Origin of the sequence: Photorhabdus sp. RM96S, from assembly GCF_042879335.1 — a bacterium.
In the GTDB taxonomy this organism is placed as follows: Bacteria; Pseudomonadota; Gammaproteobacteria; order Enterobacterales; family Enterobacteriaceae; genus Photorhabdus; species Photorhabdus kayaii.
In genome coordinates, this window is sequence record NZ_JBHFKT010000011.1 from 54,550 (window position 1) to 71,452 (window position 16,903).

Sequence of the window (16,903 nt, forward strand, 5' to 3'; positions counted from 1 at the left end):
CAGTAGATTATTATATGGTTAAAATATGTTCTTGGTGGGCGATCACACTAATATAAAGATATTAGTATTGAATTTAATAGTATATTCATTAAGTGAATATCAAAAATAATCAGAAGCTTAATGGAAGTGTTGATAAAAAACGCTATTCAGGCCGTTTGGGGCCTGAATAGTGGAAGAACAATCACTGCCTGATGGAGAAGCAGTTAAACTGTGGCGGCTTCAATTTCCAACATAACTGGACGGAAATTACGCTTGAAATAGATGAGGCCGTGGCCCTGTTCGCTCACCGTGATATGTTTAATCTGAACCAGATACACGTTATGCGTTCCCACTTCTTGCACCTGTTCAATTTCACCTTCAAGGCTGGCGAGGGTGCCGGTTAACACCGGTTGGCCTAATGGCCCTGTCTGCCAGATATTCCAGCGAAAACGCTCTTCCATGCTGACTCCGGTCATACCGGCAAAGTGCCGTGCCATCAATTCTTGTTCATGGTTTAAAATATTGACACACAGGCGGCCATTTTCCTGAAAAACTGTATTCATAGCACTGCTGCGGTTAATGCATACCATCAGCGTGGGTGGCGTATCGGTGATTGAGCATACTGCGGTGGCAGTGATGCCACAGCATCCGGCATGACCATCGGTGGTGACGATATTCACCGCTGCTGATAGGCTCGCCATCGCATCTCTGAAACGCAGGCGATGTTCATTTTCTACAGACATATTGGCCTCCTGCTACCGATTATTTCAGCAGCGTATCTAACTGGTTAATATCGCTATTGTTGTGTAAATGTGGCCTACGCCAGCCATGCTGATCATAATCAGCAAGGCAGCGATCAACCATATCCATCATTTTTTTCATATTGCCAGAGCCATGAGCATGGCGCAGACATTGCATCCGAATTTCATCCTGACTTCCGGCATAGTTGATTTCGTACAATTCGTGACGACCACCAAATTCACTACCAATGGCATCCCACATCAGTTTTAAAATCTTAATGCGTTCAACGTGATCGATACCGTTGGAACCCCGAACATACCGGGCGAGATATTTATCAATTTCTGGGTTATTCATATCACGTACACTGGATGGCAAATAAATTAGGCCGCTGGTAACGTTACTTTCAATAATATTTTTAATTTTCGTGTAGGCCATTGGTGCCATAACGCGATAAGTCTGTATTGCCTGAGTATCTGGCAGATAAGCGCCGCCTTTCCACGGTTTGGCTTCTGCCCACATTGCATCACTCAGTGACCAAAACAGGTTACGCCAGGCAACCACTTCACCCAGGTTAGCCTGAACACCACGGAATTCTATCACGCCAGTGCATTCCAAGCTCCTTTGTAGCAGAGCGGTAATAAAATCCAATTTCACCGCCAGCCGTACACAAGCCTGTAATGGGAACAGACTAGTGAAACCCGCTTGGACGGCCCAGTTGCGTGCACGGTCAAAGTCGCGGTAAATCAGGACATTTTCCCAAGGGATAAGGACCTTATCCATCACCAGAATTGCATCGTTTTCATCGAAACGGCTGGATAAGGGATAATCGAATGGGGAACCTGTTGCGCCTGCTACCAATTCATAGGAGCCACGGGAGATCAATTTCACGCCTTCCGCGTCCATTGGCGCGACAAACATCAGGGCGAAATCAGGGTTATCCCCCATTACTTGCGCGGAGCCAAAACCGATAAAGTTATAGTGAGTCAGGGCTGAATTAGTTGCTACCACTTTTGCGCCGCTGACGATAATACCGGCATCAGTTTCTTTTTCTAGCTTAATATAGACATCACGTGTCTGATCGGCGGGTTTATGGCGATCGATTGGTGGATTGACAATGGCATGGTTAAAGTAAACGCCTGTTTCCTGAATACGTTTGTACCAGGTACGGGCGTTATCAGCAAACTGACCATAATATTCAGGAAATGCGCCGAGTACGTTACCGAAGGCCGCTTTATAGTCAGGCGAACGGCCCATCCAGCCATAGGTTTGACGTGACCATTCAGCGATAGCATCACGTTGTTGGCGCAGCTCATCCGCACTGCTAGCAAAGCGGAAGAATTTGTGAGTGTACCCGCCGTTGCCGGTATCGGTATTCCAGCACAAGGTATCATGGGTTTCAGGGGCATGCAGGGCATCGTACAACTGACCGATTGAAGCAGCAGAATTGCGGAATGCGGGATGTGTAGTGACATCTTTTACGCGTTCGCCATAAATGTAAATTTCGCGGCCATCTTGAAGGCTTTTCAGGTACTCTTCACTGGTGAAAGGACGTTTTTTGTCGGCGCGAAAATCTTCTGGTTTCATGTCTACCTCACAGTCGTCATAAAAAGCGCCTGTCTTGATATAAGATAATCAATATTGGCACATAGATGTTAATTTAATGTTTGTTTTGTGTTTCTTAATTGAAGCTTTAGAACGGCATTTCTTGAATAGATTTTCGGAAGGTTGACTGGTACTTTTCGTTGGAAAGGATGCTTTATTACTTAAAGTGTGATCCACACGGTATTTTTATGATTGTTATTTCAAGGTCTGTTTTTTTGTCGGCTGCACTCACTCACCCCGGTCACATAGTTATCTATGCTCCCGGGGATTCGCTCCCTTGTCGTCGCAATGCATCTTGAAATCCATAGGGTATAGAGCTGGCTAATTTGAGTTCTAGAACTCGAAGCAAGCGAGTGAACCGAAAAACCATTTTTTTCCAAAATAAGAAGAAATGTGAGATAAAGTTATAGAGACTTTCATCGGGCGTGAAAACTGCATTTTGTATATAGATCTAATTATTTAATGTATAACATTGATTATTAAGATTAAATATATTGTCTGGAGTGTAATTCTAATTGGTAATATCATATTTGAATTTATGGTATTTATGTGTGATTAATTAATTATGACGTGAATCACGATATTGAAAATTAGATTATTAATTTATTGATTTTTTTTGTATGGTTTGTATTTTTATACATAGTTTAAAATAAATTATAGATTGAGGAATTAAAAAATCTAACGAGATAATACATCTTCTATTAAGAAGCAGAATGCCAAATGTTAATATTTTTCAAATCTTACGATTTTATTTAAGTTAAACTTAAAAATAGTGTAACACCTTGTATTAAAGTGAAAGCCTATAGCTATAACTGAGTTTAAGGACTGAGTGTAGCGGTGCTATTGGTTATTTAACTTAGAGCCTATCTCAATAGGCGTAATTGTTGCAGGCAGTTTGAACACGGACAGCGCGGAAAAACCGGAGCGTACACGTAGTACGTGAGGATTTTGAGCACTGCCCAGGTTCGCTCTTTATGGCAAAGAAGGGCAAATAAAATAGCCCTATTGAGATAGGCAGTTAGTAAACCGGTGGTAATTCACATAGGATATTCTATGTAAATGAAAGAGAGACATATCCCTTATAGCTTAACGATACCTATGGATTTTTCGCTGGATTAATATCACTTCTTATTTGAAAAGGAGATTACTCATCGTGTCTAAACTGGCAATACATGGTGGCTCTTCCATTCGAACAATGTCTTGGCCTGGGTGGCCTACAAGTTCTCCCGAAACTGTAGATAATCTACTTTCTGTTTTAAATAGTCAGCGTTGGTCAATAAGTGGACCATACCGTGGGGTACCTTCTTTTGAACAGCGTTTTGCTGAAGCTTATGCACGTTACACGAATGCTAATTATTGTGTTCCTGCTTCCAGTGGTACTGCCAGCTTGACTATGGCTTTAGAGGCAGTAGGGGTCGGAGCTGGTGATGAAGTCATTGTACCTGGTTTATCTTGGGTCGCTTCAGCATCAGCTGTTCTTAATATTAATGCTATTCCAATGCTAACCGACGTGAATCCTCAGACAGGGTGCTTAGATCCAAATGCGGTTGAGGAAGCAATTACTTCTCGCTGTCGTGCGATTACAGTTGTACACCTCGGTTCTGCGGTTGCAGATCTGAATGCCTTAATGCATATTGCAGAAAAAAATAATTTGCCACTCATTGAAGATTGCTCTCAAGCACACGGTGCTCGTTTTGCTGGTCAACATGTGGGGACATTTGGTATTGCTGGAACGTTCAGCATGCAACACAGTAAGCTGTTGACCAGTGGAGAAGGTGGAGCAGTACTAACTCAAGATGAGCAAATTGCTAGACGATTAGCCCATCTACGCGCCGATGGACGCACATTAAGCAGTGTACCACCACCGTTGGATCATATGGAGTTATTAGAAACCGCTGAGTTAATGGGTTCAAACTATTGCTTGTCTGAATTTCATGCCGCAATTTTGTTAGCTCAATTAGAAAAACTTGATACCGAGAATGCTATCCGGCGCTGTAATGCTGAATATTTGGATGAACTGATGCTGCAAATTGGCTGTTTTCCTCAGCAAACCACTCTGGGTACCACTGAGCGTGTCTATTATAGCTATGTCATTGGGTTACCTGAATCTGTCTTAGAGAAGGTTTCAGTAGAAAAACTGGCAGAAGCCCTGTCAGCAGAGCTGAATTTACCTTGTAAGCCTATGTACGCCGCATTAAATCAATGTACGTTATACCAACCCGCGAGTCGGCGGCGTTTCGTATTAAGCAAAGACTTTCAGTCATCCGTTCAGCCGCAGCGTTTTAGTCTGCCAATAGCGGAGGCATTCTCCCATAGCCACATTGCCTTGCCGCATCATTTTTTACTTGCAGAAGAAACAGACATGCTTGATGTCCAGCGTGCTCTGGAGAAGGTAATGAGCCATGCCGAGCATCTATGAATCACTAAAAGGCCAAAACTATTATGACGTCAACACATTGCCATCGTTTTGTGTTCATCCGACACGCAGAAGCAACATGCAATCTACAGGATGACCATGTGTTAATCAGTTCAGTTTTGCCTGATTCACCATTGACGGAAATGGGCCAGCAGCAAGCACAATTATTAGCAGATAATTTTCCCAAGGAGTTAATCGGAGACAAGATATTTAGCAGCCCAATGGTCCGAACAATGCAAACGGCCAAATTTCTCACTGCACGGTACAATTTACCGTTGATATCTGATGAGCGTTTGGAAGAAGTGCGTATAGCACCTTCACTGATACCGCCATTAAGTTTGCCGGAATGGGATGCAATGCTGGAAGAACGTTTGAATAGTCCCACAATTAAAGTAAGACCTGAAGTAGAAACTGTTATTGAACAACGAGCACGAGTGACCGATTTTTTGCGTCAACGGCACCAACAGCGTGGCCGGGAAATGGTCACTCTGATCGTTTCCCATGCATTCACTATAGAGTTAGCAATGTTTGTGTTGCTAGGGCTGGAAATCTCCCTATTACAACGCTGGCATATGCGTATTAGTAATACAGCATTGCACGTTATAGAGAATGAAGAGATAGGTGGAAAATCTAGGCTTGTTCTTGTTAACGCGAAAAATCATTTGAGATTATGGCTTTAAAGGTAAGAAGATAAAACGTATGGCTGCAAAATTTGAACGATTACAACAACTTTCCCGGCACACTGATTTTTCAGCATTGGTTCCACCTTTAGTGGGATTTGCGGCTGATAAAGCGCTTGCCATTGTAAGACATTATCCGCAAGCAGATACCGCACTGCTACGCACCCTCTACAGTCAGTACATCACTGAGCACCCCGATTGGATAAAACAGGTTGAGAAAGTTTGTGGCCCTGCCCCCTGGATTATTCGCAGTGCGGGTTTAGAGGATGGTGATGCTTTCGTGAATGCTGGAGGCTATGCCAGTATCATCTGTCATTGTCCGGCAGATTTTAGTGATACGCTTTCTACGGTGGCTTTCAGTGGATTTGAACTTCAATCCATTGAACAGCAACGGTTAAGTGATCCGGGTTATCAACCGCAGCCAATCACCTGTTTTGTGCAAAAATTGATTGAAGGTACGCCATCTACAGTGGACGCCTTACAGGCTCCGTATCTGACAGCCGATGCATGCCATAATTTAAATAAAATTATCAATCAATTACATCAATATTTCTCTGAAATTGCGTTAGACACTGAGTGGGTTTTGGAAACGGATCATGGCCTGGTTTCCGTGACCGGATTGACTTTACATGCCTCTGAAGGTATCCGGGGAGAACTGGCGTTCGGTTTTGGTTTTGCGTCTGCACAATCCCCCGGCTCAAGGGCAAACTCTGTGGCCTATCATTGGCCAACGTTAGCTGCACCTCTGTGGCATGGCGCTCAATTATGTCAGGTTCGCGTGGATAAGATTTGGTTAGTACAGGCACGCCCCGCTCCGGGTTATGTACTTGAGCGTCAGGTTGAGCAGTTAACCACTGAAGTGAAAGAAGAGCTGGCACGTAGTATGCAGGTGGTTCCCGTAACAACATTGCTGCATCCTGCAAAGCCTAATTTAGGCGTTTTCCTTTCGGCATCTACATTAGACGATGCTTGGTCTCGTTATTTGCGTCTTCCTTTGCCAGTGCGATCCACTCTTGTGGCTGTCTTCGTTGAATCAGGCGTTGCCAGTGAACATGCTGGCATCATGTTCCGTCAACAAAAATTGCCCGTTTTTCTTACCCAGTTAACCAATATCCCCACAGTTCCTTTGGTCATTATTAATAGTGTGGGAGAGCAAGCCTACTTTAGTGCGCAAAAACCACTTATCGAATTGGAAACGGAAACCATTGAGTCGGTTAATTTGCCTGCTGCTGTACAGCATATTTTTGACGATAGAGAATCTCTGCCCATTACGGCGCTGTCTTCTCAAGATCTTTCGGATGTTTTGCAACGTGCGCTGGCTGGCTTACCGGTATTAGAGGAAAAAATCGGTGCTTCACTCAGGCAACGTACTCTTTTTCCAATGGACACGTGGTTACAGCATGGTGACATTGTCCGAAGCCCAAGTTTAACAGGTTGGCTCCTGGCACAAGTCGGTGAGAAAGCGATGATGCTCTACCCTGCTCATTGGTTGGCAACCGATGTAACAACAGATTATCTCTGTGCTTTCAGAGCCAAAACCGATACGCAGTCAGCATTACCGAACTTATGTAAGGCTATCCCAACATTGGCAGATAAGGTCAGCCAACTCAATGACCTGCGCCTGCTGATGTTATTTATCAAAGCCGAATCATGGATTGAGAGAATTCCCGCGATGCCATTGGCGCAATGGGTTGATGTTGCGATAACGTCCCCAAATGGGGATGGGCGTCTGCTACTGGCGTGTCTACTTCATGTGCTCGCAGATACAGACATTATTCCCATTTATGAAGATGCAGACCGGATCAACATCTTACACGCGTTAACCCAGGCAGCAGGCTCTACACTTTCTGTTCACGAACTGTTTGAAGTTATCCATCATCGTCAATTGTCACCGACTGCACTGGCAAATCTGGTTTGTGCGCCCAAAGCGTTTGCTGACTATGTGGCTTTCCTGTCTCCACTTAAGCGCTTTAAAGCAGCCGCAGCACTGGCAGGAGCGAGTGAAGCCGCTGATTTGCTACAAGCTACGGATAGCCTGATGAAAGAGTTACATCAGGCGAAATTACCCACCTTGAGGGCACTTTGTCGCATAGATTTAGTGGATACTTACGATCAGGTACTCAAGGCGGTATTAGCCGATGTGGTTGATAGACACGAGCTGAGCACGTATCAAAATTATCTAGATCTGCTCAGCGATTGGATGGAGTTTGCTCAGCTATCAACGCTTTCTGCCACAGAAAAATCGGCATTAAGCGCTTTCCAGGGATGGGTAGAGCATGTTCGTCATAACCCTATGCCGGACACTTTTTTTCTTGAATTAAAAGAAGATGTTGTAGAAATCTTGGGGGATGATTTCTTACGTTGGCAGGTTTTAATGCCTGTCGCCGGTAATATGACACCGGAACAGCTACCGATAGAAAATGCTCACCAGTTACACAATCTATTGCATCAATGGATGCTGGTTCGTTTCCGGGCTGAATCGGGGCCTGATCTACCTGCGCTTTTACATAAATTGATCAATATCGCTGATGGTTTTGGTGATGCCCGCTCTTGCCTTTTAAGGTTAACTAATAACCTCTTTGAGATTTCTCTGCCTTTTGTCGTACATAAGGCCAGTTTCCTCTTTAATGAGAAGGAATTGGTTGTTGAGTTCTGCGAGCTTCCGAATGCCCCGGAAGAGGAGATTGGTCGCTTATATGTCTTCGATGCATTGGCATCACGTATTTCAGAATGGAAACCACAATGGCAGATATCATCAAATCGGGTCTGCCAATTAGGCACTTGGACACTTTTCTTACGTTTAAAGCGTGCTGATGGCTTACATTGGCAGAGACAGGATCTTGAGCAACTGGTGCTTTGGTTGCGAGTGCTATTCGATACTGCTTATGATTTCTCCTATGTGCCTAATGATGAAGTTTCCCATGTGCATGACATGCTGGGACATTCTCCCTGGAGTGATCTATTCCACGCTTATGTTAATTACCGGGCTGTGATTGATTTTTCTGTTCAGCGTATCACAGTTTATTCGTTGCCCTTTGCCTCAACGCTCGCTGCACTCTGTCTGAATGAATCTATACGTGATGAGGTCACCAGCGCTTACCTTGCTGGTTTTGACCATGCCTGGGATGCTTTTCACCGAATTATTGAGAAGCTGGAAAAAACAGAGGATGACCAAGAACAGTGGGAATGCCTTCACACCACCGCAGGGCAGATGGGATTACTCCTTTCAGCAGTATGGCCAGAGCAGACGTTGATGCGGATGGTACAAAAACCACTCTCCCCGATTGGGGCTGAACGGATCGCAGTCAGCTTGTTACATCGTCGAGATTTGTCGGCTACATTGCAGCAGTTGGTTACTGCTCCAAAAAATGCCGGATTGCGTAATTTAGTTTTGCACCACGTTCCTGAAATCGCGGTAAATGCAGGTTCTGCTGCCTCAATCGCAGGTGAAATCGCGATTTGGCAAAGTCAGTTTAAACGCTGCAAAGAGTACTTGCTTGCCTATCATGCAAATGTACTCTCTGAGGGCCAATGTCAACAATTTGTCAGACAACTTAGTCTTATCCCTTATGGCATCACAGAGGAAATTGAAACGTATATTCAACGTGCTCTGGCTCCTATAGCCACAGAGGAGAAAGGCCGTTTTAAATTGTCTGAAGTTGATCCGATTGCGATTATTAGCACTATGCGGACAAAATGAGGGCAGAATGACTAAATACCTAGGCAAGGTTGCTAGAATACAGATTACTCCCTCAGAGTTAGTGGCGAAGTTATTCGCCACTGAATATGCTCAAAACGGTGATGGTTATGTATCAGCCTGCGCTCTGGGACAAATATGGAGCGACCTAAGTCTTCTTGCTGAAGCCAGTCAACAGCCGTTATCTGTCCGCCGTCAGGCCAAATGTTCTGCTACACATGCGCAACAGGCCGCTTTGTCTATCGCTTGTGGTCATAAAATCACGGCTGAAACGGAGTGTTCTCAACAAATAGGCATTGTATTGCAAGGTCAATTTTCTCCCTGGATGGATCTACTGACCCGTATTTTGGCACTCCCCTTGCCAGAGTGTTATGGCTATGATGTAGGGGATACCGAAGTCTGTGTGGATGATGCAATCCGTTTCGCCCGCCAGTTTGCCTCCGGGCGTTCCATCGTGGTTGTCGGTCTCCGCAGTGGTGGGAGTTTTCTTATTCCACGTTGGGTTGCAGGATTAACTCAGATTAATGGTGTGCCCCCTGCATGGCTAACACTGCGCCCTTTAAGGCATATTAACGCCTATTGTCAGTACCATCCTTCAGAGTTGGATACTCTATTTCGTCTTCTTGACGCACAATCTGAACGTCCAGACGTCGTGATTGTTGATGATCAACCCGATACAGGCAATACCGTTGAAAAACTTGCGGAATGGTTAGCCTTCAAAGCAGAAAACATCTGGTTTGCCAGCATTGGGCATGTGAGAAAAATCACAACATCAGCTTCATGGTCAACCGTATTTGTGCGATCACCACTGATGACACGTGAACGGCGTTCACTCTGGCAACTGTTGTTAAAAAATGATCACCGCCATTTTCTTTCTACATTGACTTCTGCGATACCAGCGTCTGATTTACTGAATTCGACAATAATAAATAACGCGGATACACAGATCTTTATCCATTGCCCAACAATGGAAAAAAGATATGGCTTGGATGAGGCTTGGTTGCCTTGGAACTCGCCAGCAATGGAAAAATATGCAAGAAGGTTGATTAACCCCAAAAAAACTCCCTTGTTAGTCACGGATAAACATGAAACGCCATTGTTGCACCTGAGATTTATTGGGGAAAGCACCTATGGACTCACGGAATTCAATCGGGTGAAGCAAGCCAATACTGCCCATCCTGAGGCGTGGTTTCTTGATGGTTATCATATTGCTCAACATCTTCCGGGATTGCGGCCATTACGGGATCTTATGGCTGAAACACCTCATGAAAATCATCAGGTTTGGCTTACACAGTGCAACGCTGTTATTCAGTCTGTCAGCCAATCACCATTAATAGATATTGTCGGCCAGCTACCTCAGATTCCAATAGGAGCAGCCATTCGTAATGCATGGGAACGCCTGCAACACAAAGTGGGTAAAAGTAAATTGAGTGAACACAAAGTACCTGACTTACCCATTTGGCTCGATTCACTCAATATTCCTCCTTTTGCAGGAAGTACCCGACCAATACGCTCTTCCCTTAGCTATGCCTTTGGTGATTGGCACTGGCAAGTTGGCAAGGATGGGCATCTCTACCGTTTTCATCAGGAGGCTAACTGGGGAGGGATAAGCTGGCCAGAATTGGAGATAGCTGTTTTTCTGTTGGTATATCAACTGCCGCCCGCCACATTACAGCTGATGTACAACAGTAACCAGACAGAGAATGATAATTCACCAGTGATATTCACTTCCTTACCTGTTGCGCTGCTTTTACTACTTGACGGTTTCCGCCGGGAAGTACGTCAATTTAGCTCTATAGGTAAGATGCGATTATGTGAAGATCTCACCTTGTTATTCCAAACTTTTATCCAGTACCACAACTTGATTATTGAAAGCATCGCGAATATGCAACCGACTGAAATATCGGGGAGTGTTTATGAGTAAACCTGAAAAAATCGCCTCTGCTATTGGCGTACCGGCACCAAACTTACGTGCTCTATCCGCAAGTGGTGCTATCGTCAGACTGAGTGATGGAAAAGACTATATTGACCTGATGAATGGCAAAGGTAGCATCACGTTGGGACACCATCATCCGGTAGTCACAGAAGCAATAATCTCCAGTTTAAATAATGAACAGGGGTCTTCCACCTGCTGGTCAGAGCCTTTTGAAGCTCTCGCAGAAATCATTGTTGCTGATAGTGGTATCCCAAATGGGCAAGTTGCTTTTTTCAGCTCAGGAACTGAAGCCTGCCGTGCTGTTGTCCAGTGTGCCCGGAAGATAACAGGCAAAAAAATCATCGCCAGCGCAGGTTACCACGGTTGGGGGGATTTATGGGCTTCGCCTTCCCATTTTTTGCAGCCAAATGAAAGCAGCATTATCGATTTCTATTTCATCCCTGAGTTACTGGCTGATGTGTTAGAAAACTATCATGGCGAAGTCGCAATGGTGATGATTTCTCCCGACTATGTACATCTCAAACCAGAAACATTAAAAAAAATAGCCCATCTTGCCCGTGAATATGGCGTTCTATTTTGCAGTGATGAAGTCAAAAATGGCTATCGTTCAGTGACTGGTTCTGCGTTACAACAGGTTATTGGCGAACAGGCTGATTTTTATACCTTTGCCAAAGGACTATGCAATGGGCAACGCTTATCCTGCCTCGTCGGGCCAACTGAAATGATGCAAAAAACTAAACATATGACCTATACCGCTTACTTTGACACAGTGCCTATTGTCGCTGCTTTAGCCACATTGAAATATATGCATGACGAACAAGGCTACAAACGTCTGGTCTCGTGTGGGTCAATGCTGGCAAACACATTACGCACACTAATTGCGCAGGCAGAGTTGCCAATAAAAGTCATGGGGGATGGACCATTACTGCAATTTATCTGTGCAACGCCAGAATTGGATGAGGCTTTCTATACTGCTTGCGGTAAACACGGCCTGTTACTGTATAAGTTTGATAATCAAGCTGTTTCGCTGGCAACTGAAGCTGTTTTAACGAAATTGGAGATCCACTTCAAACAGGTATTTTCAGAACTTGCTCTACACTTCTCTACGCAGCACCAAATCCATGTCTCTATCGAGCGACAAATGGAAGCTGCATTCAATATGATCGACGGTGCCAGTGATATTATGCCTGCTGCCGATGCTATCCATTGGTTACAAAGGTATGCCTTATGAGCAGAATAAAAGACTGGTATGGTAAACGTCTGACCTTAATTGCTCCACATCCCGATGATATTGCTTATTCGATAGGTGGTTTTGTCTCACAACTGGCGGCTGTATCCACATTAGAGGTTGTGACCGTATTTACCCAAAGTCGATGGGCGCTCCCTAAATCCCTGCGTGATGCGGGTTCCGACGTTATCAGTAAAATACGCATAAAAGAAGAGCAGACTTTTTGTCAAAATTTTAAGATGAAGTTATACCCTCTTGGGCTCTCAGATTCCAGCCTGTCCGGCTATGACGATGGGAGTGAGCGCCAATTGCAGTTTACTCAGGGACAACTTACTAATGACATACGAACTTCAATCGTATTGGAGATGCTACAGCAGGTCTTGGGAGAGTCCAACCCTGATGTTGTGATTGCGCCAGCCGCCATTGGTCATCATATCGACCATCAGATTGTCCATCATGCCATTTGTTCACTACATAATCATCAATGGCAACTTGCTTTTTACGAAGACCTGCCCTATGCAGCTGAATTTACACTGGATATTTTGGAAAAACAGTTGACAGAGCGAAAATTCAGCATACTAGAAGCCATCAGTATTGATCAAACATTAGCAGATAAATTCTCAGCACTATCTAATTATGCCAGCCAAACCGATCAGGAAACGATTGATGCAATTATTGTCCATGCACAACGTCTGGCACAAACATGTTTCCATACCGGGCAAGCAGTTTACCATGCAGAAAGATTTTGGGAGAAATCATGTCAATATCAGTAGGTTATATTCGTCAATTAATTATCAAAATCGCCTGTGAGACAACGGGAGATGACGCAGAAGAACTAATCAAGCGAGGACGGTTAGAGATCCCTGCACGGGATGCCATTGAATTTATGGTACGTCTGGAAGCACTCCTTGATTGCACTCTGGGTTGGTCGAAATACGAACATTTGTCAATGGAAATTAATAACCTCGCAGAAATAATAAACAAGAAGCTTAATACACAATCATCTGATGAACCAATGCCATTATCACCTTAATCATAGGTAAAAAAATGATAAATACTGAAAAAAATGGTATTGATATACCTTTTAATAACAATAAATTACATGAAAAAAGCAATGTGTCATCCTGTTTACTTCAAGATAATGCGTATTCTATGCATAAAATTGAGTTGCATTTTGAAGATGTTGCTTATCCTTTCTGGGTAGGGAGCCACTGCACAGAGGAAATTTCGGTGCATTTAGCTGAGATGTCGGCGTCTTCTCTGCATATCATTACTGACGATACCGTAAACCAGCTTCATGCTGCTCCTTTCGTACAACGGCTAACTCTAAAAACAAAGGTGCCGGTTTGGGTCTGGTCAATTCCAGAAGGAGAAGCAAATAAGTCACTCAATACATTGGATTATCTGGCAAATCAATTGCTTAATACGGATGTTGATCGCAAAAGTGTTATTGTCGCGATGGGAGGGGGGGTTATCGGCAATATAGCAGGGCTGCTGGCCGCGCTACTATTTCGTGGTATTCGTTTCGTGCATATCCCCACTAGCCTGATTGCAATGAGCGATTCTGTTATTTCTCTAAAACAAGCGGTGAACATGCCACAAGGCAAAAATCTGATGGGTTGTTTTCATACGCCAGAAGCGGTTTTTGCTGATACTGCTTTCTTGCTGACGTTGCCGTCCCAACACTTGCGATCTGGATTATGCGAAATCATTAAAAATGTGCTGATATTGGAAACTGAGAATATCCCATTTTTAACTAGGACACTGAATGCAGAAGCGCATTACGACGAACAAACACTTGCATGCATCGTTCAGGCGGGGGCTCTCACCAAACAAAAAGTCATGGTTAACGATAAGCGGGAGAGACATCATGCCCTTGTATTCGAATATGGTCACACTGTAGGGCACGCTATCGAATTAAGCTGTAATGGAAGACTGACTCATGGTGAATCTGTGGCGCTTGGCATGATAGTCGCAGCTGAAGTTTCTCACACCCTTGGTTTATTGACATCACAAGCACGTGATATGCACTACCGCCTGATTCACCTTAACGGCGTCGATATTAAGGCACCTGTAGGAACAACCCTGGAAGCCATTATGCAGATACTGCAATCTGATAATAAACGTGGTTATCTGCGCGCGAAGCCCAATGAAATTCCGATGATTCTGTTAAATGAATTGGGAACCCCCCTTTGGAGTGGTGAAGGGTATCCCTTAACGCTTGTGCCTGTTGATTTAGTCGAATCAATGTTGCGCCAGCATATTTTTCAAACAACCTAAAATTTAATCAGAATCTGATTACAGCCTGTCATGACAATTGTTCAACGTAGCGCAGCAAAGAAATTAAAACCTACTGGTACTAATATCAGGGTTCTCAGTTTCTAGAGGTGCTTATAAATGTCGAACTATACGCAGTAATCAGGTTCTTAGGGGGTATTATGTCAGACTTAATCAATATCATTCATACTATTCAACCACCTTCATCTTGGCCCCCCGTGACTCGCCGGGTGCGTCGTTATCGTAATATCGGGATAAAAACATCCTGTAATCTACGTTGCAGTTATTGTGAGATAAAGCGGGCTAGAGTGAACACAGAAGCTATTATTAATTCATTAACTCGCATTTTGGAGCGCTTTAATCCGCATGATGTTTTCCTTCGGGTTGAAGCCGATGGGGAAATTACACTTTACCCAAAAATACTCGATTTTTTGGCCGAATGTGTTCAGAAAAAAGATTATTCCATCGAAGTACTCACCAATGGCACACGCCTTCCCGCCTGTCTTCGTCCTGGTTTGCTCTGGGTCATTTCTATTGATGGACATACTGAGCAAATGAATAAGGCACGGGGTTTAAGACAAAAACAGATAGATATCATTTTAGACCATGCCGTGAGCCTTTCTGCCGAACTACAATGTGTCTACCACGGCCAATCCGTCGAAGAAATCAATGATTTTATCGATACCTTGCAGGCTCGTGGTTTCACTGGTCGCCTGCATTTTTTACCCCTGCTAGCAACTAAAGGGCGGCCACTGACAGTGCATTTGAATTATGAACAGCTTCATAAAGCCTCTTTTTTGGAATGTAAGGCTTTCTTCGACCGTTGGGATTACATCTACCAACATGGGAGACGTGGTGATTTCGTCTGTGACCAGATTAAGAATGGTTTCAACTATTACATTGATGGCGAAAATATCTCAATGGTGAAGTGTGATTCTTACTCTCCTGTTCCCAAGTATCTGGAAATTGAAGGATTGCAAGAAGAGCAGGAATACGACCACTTTCCTTGTGGTACTTGTCTTTCTAACCAGGAGTTCAACAACCAGCGTGATCGTATGACACTTAATAAATAGGAAAAGAGGACAAGATATGCGTGTATTGCGATTAACGCCTTTTTTTCATCACCCTGATGTAAAGAGTTGGCCTGCTGAATATGACTCTGTCGGTGGAATGCAGATTCAGATCTGGCGGCAGGCTATGTGGCTGGCAGAGCGAGGAGTACAACAGCATGTGATGACTATCGGTTTTCCTGGTCTGCCACACCAACGTACTTTACACACCAATCTCTGTGTAGAAAGAACTTATCTCCGGTTACCTGAATTACGTTCGGAGTTGACTGGATTAAAAGGATTAACTCAATCCTGGGCACTGGCAACGTTGTTAGCTATTCGCCCAAAAATGCGACAGGAACCTTTTGATCTTATTCATCTCCATCTTGATGGGCAAATCCCTGCGCTGTTAGTCGCTTATCTGGTTCCTAAGTTGCTATCTTGTCCATTGATACTCACTATCCACTGTTCACGACTGTCAGTTTATCAGCCGATGTCAATTTGGGATCGTATGACACATAAATTGGCTCGCTATCTGGAGCGTAAGGCGGTAAACATTGCCGCAACAACCATCGCACTGACTGAACGTACAGCCTCTGTTATTCGTCCATATGCTCGTCGTGTGGAAATTATTCCTGATGTTGTCGATCCTAAACAATTCCGGCATCCCGGTGAATCAGCAATTCAGGCTTTTCGACAGAAATATGGATTAAAAACAAAAAACATTGGCTTTATTGGGCGTATAGCAAAAGAAAAAGGCTGGACACATTTTGTTGCTGTGGCTGATCGTCTGCGTCATCTTGACCTGCATTTTTTAGTCGTGGGAGATGGTCCGCAGCGGCATAGACTTGAAGAGACTATTGCTCAACATCAGCTAGAGTCCCAATTTACTATCACGGGATTTATCCCTAATGATCAGGTGGCAACCGCGATTGCGGCTTGTCATGTCATTGTCATGCCGTCAGAACACGAAGAGTTTGGTGGTGTTTCCATTGAAGCTACTGCGGTAGGGGTGCCGGTGGCTGCCTATGCCGTTGGCGGTATTAACGAAATACTGGGAAAAATTTCTCCTGAACTGCTCGCTCCTGCTGGAGACATGAACCAATTGGTTAACTGCATTAATCGTGCTCTAGCCCAGCCTCAACAGGCTCCCATTGTAGAAGAGAGTGATAACAACAAAAATCCGATAGAAATCTTTGCACCAGACGCTGTATTGCCTCGATTAAAGAGTATCTATCACGAGCTAGTCGAGCAATCTGTTATCAAATAACAGTATCCAACCAAATAACATATAAGGA

General features: G+C 44.2%; 13 protein-coding genes. 10 read left to right on the top strand and 3 right to left on the bottom strand.

Translation table 11 applies throughout. From position 1 onward, the window contains the following. Nucleotides 1–203: 203 nt before the first annotated feature. From hpaC to ACGF49_RS08900, 3 genes are all read right to left on the bottom strand, one after another. Nucleotides 204–722: a 4-hydroxyphenylacetate 3-monooxygenase, reductase component gene (hpaC, locus tag ACGF49_RS08890; RefSeq protein WP_112876798.1), complete on the bottom strand. Its 519-nt coding sequence runs from the start codon at nucleotides 720–722 to the stop codon at nucleotides 204–206. Between the two features lie 19 nt (nucleotides 723–741). Further along, nucleotides 742–2,304 (bottom strand): 4-hydroxyphenylacetate 3-monooxygenase, oxygenase component, encoded by a 1,563-nt coding sequence (hpaB, locus tag ACGF49_RS08895; RefSeq protein WP_228902439.1) that lies wholly within the window; start codon nucleotides 2,302–2,304, stop codon nucleotides 742–744. A gap of 218 nt (nucleotides 2,305–2,522) precedes the next feature. Then, nucleotides 2,523–2,702: a hypothetical protein gene (locus tag ACGF49_RS08900; RefSeq protein ID WP_228902438.1), complete on the bottom strand. Its 180-nt coding sequence runs from the start codon at nucleotides 2,700–2,702 to the stop codon at nucleotides 2,523–2,525. 773 nt (nucleotides 2,703–3,475) lie between these two features. Here ACGF49_RS08900 and ACGF49_RS08905 point away from each other — a divergent pair. From ACGF49_RS08905 to ACGF49_RS08950, 10 genes are all read left to right on the top strand, one after another. Continuing rightward, complete coding sequence (locus ACGF49_RS08905) at nucleotides 3,476–4,741, top strand: DegT/DnrJ/EryC1/StrS family aminotransferase (RefSeq protein ID WP_205068547.1); 1,266 nt, start codon at nucleotides 3,476–3,478, stop codon at nucleotides 4,739–4,741. A gap of 23 nt (nucleotides 4,742–4,764) precedes the next feature. Then, the gene (locus ACGF49_RS08910) at nucleotides 4,765–5,418 is read left to right on the top strand and encodes a histidine phosphatase family protein (RefSeq protein ID WP_113027085.1); all 654 of its coding nucleotides are present in this window, start codon (nucleotides 4,765–4,767) and stop codon (nucleotides 5,416–5,418) included. Between the two features lie 19 nt (nucleotides 5,419–5,437). Beyond that, nucleotides 5,438–9,118 carry a hypothetical protein gene (locus ACGF49_RS08915; RefSeq protein ID WP_228901767.1) on the top strand — a complete coding sequence of 1,227 codons (3,681 nt, stop codon included), beginning with the start codon at nucleotides 5,438–5,440 and terminating at the stop codon, nucleotides 9,116–9,118. Nucleotides 9,119–9,125: 7 nt separating this feature from the next. Next, nucleotides 9,126–11,039 carry a hypothetical protein gene (locus tag ACGF49_RS08920; RefSeq protein ID WP_228901769.1) on the top strand — a complete coding sequence of 638 codons (1,914 nt, stop codon included), beginning with the start codon at nucleotides 9,126–9,128 and terminating at the stop codon, nucleotides 11,037–11,039. Then, nucleotides 11,032–12,282 carry an aminotransferase class III-fold pyridoxal phosphate-dependent enzyme gene (locus ACGF49_RS08925; protein ID WP_113042086.1) on the top strand — a complete coding sequence of 417 codons (1,251 nt, stop codon included), beginning with the start codon at nucleotides 11,032–11,034 and terminating at the stop codon, nucleotides 12,280–12,282. The genes ACGF49_RS08920 and ACGF49_RS08925 overlap by 8 nt, the downstream gene beginning before the upstream one ends. Further along, the gene (locus ACGF49_RS08930; protein ID WP_113042087.1) at nucleotides 12,279–13,052 is read left to right on the top strand and encodes a PIG-L deacetylase family protein; all 774 of its coding nucleotides are present in this window, start codon (nucleotides 12,279–12,281) and stop codon (nucleotides 13,050–13,052) included. Before ACGF49_RS08925 ends, ACGF49_RS08930 begins: the two co-directional genes overlap by 4 nt. After that, nucleotides 13,037–13,312 (top strand): DUF6137 domain-containing protein, encoded by a 276-nt coding sequence (locus ACGF49_RS08935; RefSeq protein WP_113042088.1) that lies wholly within the window; start codon nucleotides 13,037–13,039, stop codon nucleotides 13,310–13,312. Before ACGF49_RS08930 ends, ACGF49_RS08935 begins: the two co-directional genes overlap by 16 nt. Before the next feature lie 14 nt (nucleotides 13,313–13,326). Next, the gene (locus ACGF49_RS08940; protein ID WP_113042089.1) at nucleotides 13,327–14,559 is read left to right on the top strand and encodes a 2-deoxy-scyllo-inosose synthase; all 1,233 of its coding nucleotides are present in this window, start codon (nucleotides 13,327–13,329) and stop codon (nucleotides 14,557–14,559) included. A gap of 158 nt (nucleotides 14,560–14,717) precedes the next feature. Then, nucleotides 14,718–15,629, top strand: a complete 912-nt coding sequence (locus ACGF49_RS08945; RefSeq protein ID WP_113042090.1) for a radical SAM protein — start codon at nucleotides 14,718–14,720, stop codon at nucleotides 15,627–15,629. A 16-nt stretch (nucleotides 15,630–15,645) separates the two neighbouring features. Then, nucleotides 15,646–16,875 (top strand): glycosyltransferase, encoded by a 1,230-nt coding sequence (locus ACGF49_RS08950; protein ID WP_113042091.1) that lies wholly within the window; start codon nucleotides 15,646–15,648, stop codon nucleotides 16,873–16,875. Nucleotides 16,876–16,903 lie beyond the last annotated feature (28 nt).

What these genes read in the sequence shown, in the direction of transcription:
- hpaC (WP_112876798.1), bottom strand. Translation starts at nt 722, where the DNA reads ATGTCTGTAGAAAATGAACATCGCCTGCGTTTCAGAGATGCGATGGCG.
- hpaB (WP_228902439.1), bottom strand. Translation starts at nt 2,304, where the DNA reads ATGAAACCAGAAGATTTTCGCGCCGACAAAAAACGTCCTTTCACCAGT.
- ACGF49_RS08910 (WP_113027085.1), top strand. Translation starts at nt 4,765, where the DNA reads ATGACGTCAACACATTGCCATCGTTTTGTGTTCATCCGACACGCAGAA.
- ACGF49_RS08915 (WP_228901767.1), top strand. Translation starts at nt 5,438, where the DNA reads ATGGCTGCAAAATTTGAACGATTACAACAACTTTCCCGGCACACTGAT.
- ACGF49_RS08920 (WP_228901769.1), top strand. Translation starts at nt 9,126, where the DNA reads ATGACTAAATACCTAGGCAAGGTTGCTAGAATACAGATTACTCCCTCA.
- ACGF49_RS08925 (WP_113042086.1), top strand. Translation starts at nt 11,032, where the DNA reads ATGAGTAAACCTGAAAAAATCGCCTCTGCTATTGGCGTACCGGCACCA.
- ACGF49_RS08930 (WP_113042087.1), top strand. Translation starts at nt 12,279, where the DNA reads ATGAGCAGAATAAAAGACTGGTATGGTAAACGTCTGACCTTAATTGCT.
- ACGF49_RS08935 (WP_113042088.1), top strand. Translation starts at nt 13,037, where the DNA reads ATGTCAATATCAGTAGGTTATATTCGTCAATTAATTATCAAAATCGCC.
- ACGF49_RS08940 (WP_113042089.1), top strand. Translation starts at nt 13,327, where the DNA reads ATGATAAATACTGAAAAAAATGGTATTGATATACCTTTTAATAACAAT.
- ACGF49_RS08945 (WP_113042090.1), top strand. Translation starts at nt 14,718, where the DNA reads ATGTCAGACTTAATCAATATCATTCATACTATTCAACCACCTTCATCT.
- ACGF49_RS08950 (WP_113042091.1), top strand. Translation starts at nt 15,646, where the DNA reads ATGCGTGTATTGCGATTAACGCCTTTTTTTCATCACCCTGATGTAAAG.